Genomic DNA, 3816 nt, shown 5'->3' with positions numbered 1-3816 from the left:
TCACTACTATTGTAACTACATCAAATTTAATATTATTATTCAAATATGATTTAAATTCTTCAATTAAATCATTATAATCAAAGTACTTTGTTCTTTTATTTGTCATATGTTTTGTTCTTCCTAACTGACAATATATACAGGAATAATTACAATGGCCTTTAGAAATAGGGCTTATACCAATAGAAAGCCCCATCCTTCTTGATGGAACAGGACCATAAACATATTTAAAATTTGTCATACCATCCACTCCTATAAATGAATTATAATTATGTACCGATACAAAAAGTAAATGTATCCCTTAATATACATTATATAGCTACACTTATATATTGTCAATATAAGTGTAGCTATGATATTTATTATAAAAAATAAGAACCATATTGGTAAAAAATTATTGACATATGCTTAAAATAGTGTATAATGTACTTATGGACATAAACCCAAAACAAAAGGAGGTTTTGAAATGGCTAGAAGAGATGGAACTGGGCCACTTGGCATGGGACCAATGACAGGAAGAGGGTTTGGACCATGTGGAGCAGGAAGTTTTATTAGAAGGCTAAGACCAAGATTAGGATTTAGACGTGGTATAAGATATAGAAGAAATTATGATAGAGATTATAGAAGAAATTTAAACAAATATAATTACTAGATATAAATAAAATATTAAACGAAGATGAAAAATCATATTAAGGGAAATAGGGACCCTATTTCCCTTAATATGATTTAATAATTAAACAATGGGATCTAGAATACTAAAGAAAGGCAAGGTAATATATGAAAGCATCAACAGAATGTATATACTGTACAATAAATAAAATGTATGAATTGTTTTGTAAATTTGTAGATGATGAAGAAGAAAGATTTATATTTACAAAAGAAATGTTAAAAGAAATGAGTTCATATCCTGATAATGCAACCGCACCTTTTTTAAGTTCAAGAGTTATGAGGATAATAAAAAAGAGGACGGATATCAGTGATCTATATGTTAAAGAAAAGGAATTATATAATAATAAAATATTATCTATAGAAGAAGATATTTTTAAAAATATCAATGAGACAGATGATAAGCTCCTATCAGCATTAAAATATTCAATGGTAGGTAATTTTATCGATTTTGGAGCTATGAAGACTATTGATGATAAATTATTAGAAAAAATTATAGATACTGCGTTGAAACAGAATGTAGATATCTCTACATATGAAATGTTTAGAAAAGAATTATTAGAAGCAGATAAATTATGTTATATATTAGATAATGCTGGAGAAGTTATATTTGATAAGTTATTTATAAAGATGATTAAAGAGCTTAATCCAGGCATTGAGATAAATATAATTGTTCGAGGAGAACCAGTACTTAATGATATAACATATGAAGATGCTGTTAAATTAGGAATTGATAAACTTGGCAATATTATAGAAAATGGTACAGATATAGCGGGAACAGATATAGATGAAGTTAATGAATTAACTAGAAATGCTATATTTAGTAGTGATCTAGTAATATCAAAAGGACAAGGAAACTTTGAAACCTTATATGGAACAGAGGCAAATATATATTATATATTTCTATGTAAATGTGATATGTTTGTAAGAAGATTTTCAATCAATAAATTTGAAGGTATATTTACTAAATGGAGTGATATAACAAAAAGAACCTAAAAAGGTTCTTTTTGTTATTCTTCACTATAAACTAACTTGTATTCTTCATTTTTAAGTATAAAAATTTTTTCAATTTCATCATCGACTATATCCATTATATCCTCATTGAATCTAAATTTGGCACCTATTCCACAATTTGAACTTAGCTGTCTAGGTACAGGCATTAGCTCACAATCTATATTGTTTGCTTTACAACCTCTATCAAATTTTATTGCACCAGAATGAGTAAAAAACACTGCTATATATTCATTCATATTATTTCCTCGCTATAATTATAGTGTCTTCTTTTTCATTTTTATACTCTAAATTATAACCTAAATTTTTTAAAAATCTAGTAATATTATTTTTTGCAGTATTATTATCTACTAAAATATCAATTCCTTCAGTATGTTTTTCAATTGCATTTTTAGTCATTAAAACAGGTTGAGGACAAGACATACCTCTTACATCAATTTTTTCCATTAATTCCATCTCCCTTCAAACTAATTACTATCTGACTTGGGCACCACTGAAAAGGTGCTTAATTTGTCATTCTGAGCGTTAACGAAGAATCTATAAATAGCTCAAAAGCAAGATCCTTCACATTTGGTTCAGGATGACAATATGACTTTTTCAGCAGTTTTTTGATTTGCCTAATGTTTTTTTATTTACTAGCATTTCTGAATTTACTAAAGATACAACAAGGACTAATACAAAACAAATAAGTACTGCTATTTTACCATTATTAGTAGCGCCAGCAGGACTAGAAGCCAGACCAAAATTATGAGCTATGGCTGCACCTACTAAACTCCCCATAACTGTTACTGAAGAATCTGCATTTCCTTCACCGGCTAGTATAAGCTGTCTTAATGGACAACCACCAAGAAGTACAGAACCCCATCCTACTAATGCCATTCCTAAAAAGTTCCATAATCCATCAGTATGTGCTACAGGTTGATCTGCAAAACTAGGATTAAAATATCCAAAAATTAAATTTCCTATAAAAGCGAATACAAGAATTGCTAAAAAACCAGCTAAAAGATAGTTGTCTTTAAACATAATCATATCTCTTGTACCGCCAACCATACAGAGCCTTGTTTTTTGAGCTAATATACCTACTATTAATCCTGCAAATAATGCAATCCAAATAGGAGCGTGCATTGAACCAGGACCTTCTTCACTAAAGATTAACATGCTAAAACCAGATAATAGTAGAAGGAATAACCCAACATTTACAATTGGAAAAAGGTAACCTTCAAATTTAGGTAAATTATAACTTCTCTTTAGGTTGAAACCTTTGTTTAAAAAGAAAACACCTACAAATATGCCTACTACAAATCCTACAATTCCTAAAATGGCATTTAAATCACCACCTGCTAACCTTAACACCATTCTTAAAGGACAACCTAAAAACATTAAGGCGCCTATCATAACTACAATTCCTAAAACAAACCTAGTAAAAGGTGATGAACCTCCTTTAGCTTGAAATTCCCTATTCTTCATTGAAATAATAAATGCACCTAAGACAAGTCCGATTATTTCAGGACGAATATACTGGACTATAGGTGCTCTATGCATACCTATACCACCTGCAATATCTCTTATAAAACAGGCTATACAGAATCCCATATTCATTGGATTTCCAAATTTCACTAATAATACAGAAATTATTCCAACGATTGCTCCTGTAATAATAATGTTTCTTTTTTCATTCATTAAAAACCCTCCTTAAAAATTAAATTATGGCTTTATCTAAAGTTTAACAATAAATACCTAAAAAGTATAATAGATAATTTGAATGTATTTGGCATATACCATAAACTTTATCTATATATATTGATAATTCATTTTAATAGATGTATTCTTTAATTAGTAAGCAAATTAGTTATTATTAGGACATCAAAAAATATTTGGAGGTGTAATCGTGAAAGGATTATATTTAGATAACGGAGCAACAGCTTTTCCTAAGGCACCGGGAGTTGCAGAAAGTATGTCAAATTATTTATTAAATATAGGTTGCAATGTAAATAGGGGAGCTTATAAGGGTTCTTTTGAAGCTGAGAATATAATTTTTGAAACTAGAGAATTAATATGTGAACTATTTAACTATAATAAAGTTGAAAATGTAATATTTACTAAAAACATTACAGAAAGTCTTAATGTATTGATAAAAGGATT

Annotated in this window: 6 protein-coding genes and 1 pseudogene; 3 read left to right on the top strand and 4 right to left on the bottom strand. The window is 28.7% G+C overall.

Features of this window, described 5'->3' with window-relative positions:
• Window positions 1-238, bottom strand: a pseudogene (locus tag VK998_RS08610) (radical SAM protein); the annotation flags it as partial.
• Between the two features lie 225 nt (window positions 239-463).
• On the opposite strand from VK998_RS08610, the gene VK998_RS08605 reads away from it, so the two are divergent.
• Window positions 464-649 (top strand): DUF5320 domain-containing protein, encoded by a 186-nt coding sequence (locus VK998_RS08605; protein WP_325227655.1) that lies wholly within the window; start codon window positions 464-466, stop codon window positions 647-649.
• Window positions 650-774: 125 nt separating this feature from the next.
• The gene (locus tag VK998_RS08600; protein WP_325227653.1) at window positions 775-1659 is read left to right on the top strand and encodes a damage-control phosphatase ARMT1 family protein; all 885 of its coding nucleotides are present in this window, start codon (window positions 775-777) and stop codon (window positions 1657-1659) included.
• A 14-nt stretch (window positions 1660-1673) separates the two neighbouring features.
• Here the strand turns inward: VK998_RS08600 and VK998_RS08595 are convergent, their stop codons facing one another.
• The 3 genes from VK998_RS08595 to yedE all read right to left on the bottom strand — a co-directional run bounded on the left by VK998_RS08595 (window position 1674) and on the right by yedE (window position 3354).
• On the bottom strand, window positions 1674-1913 hold the full coding sequence (locus VK998_RS08595) for a putative Se/S carrier protein (protein WP_325227651.1): 240 nt from the start codon (window positions 1911-1913) through the stop codon (window positions 1674-1676).
• A 1-nt stretch (window position 1914) separates the two neighbouring features.
• Window positions 1915-2121, bottom strand: coding sequence for a sulfurtransferase TusA family protein (locus VK998_RS08590; protein WP_325227649.1), 207 nt, complete (start codon window positions 2119-2121; stop codon window positions 1915-1917).
• A gap of 150 nt (window positions 2122-2271) precedes the next feature.
• On the bottom strand, window positions 2272-3354 hold the full coding sequence (yedE, locus tag VK998_RS08585) for a YedE family putative selenium transporter (protein WP_325227647.1): 1083 nt from the start codon (window positions 3352-3354) through the stop codon (window positions 2272-2274).
• A gap of 208 nt (window positions 3355-3562) precedes the next feature.
• Between yedE and VK998_RS08580 the strand changes: the two genes are divergently transcribed.
• Window positions 3563-3816 (top strand): aminotransferase class V-fold PLP-dependent enzyme (locus VK998_RS08580; protein ID WP_325227646.1); only part of this gene is annotated, 254 nt, incomplete at its 3' end.

The organism is Schnuerera sp. (genome assembly GCF_035459645.1).
Classification (GTDB): Bacteria; Bacillota; Clostridia; order Tissierellales; family Tepidimicrobiaceae; genus Schnuerera.
The sequence above is the reverse complement of the archived record's forward strand: the minus strand, read 5'-3'. Positions and strand labels throughout refer to the sequence as shown.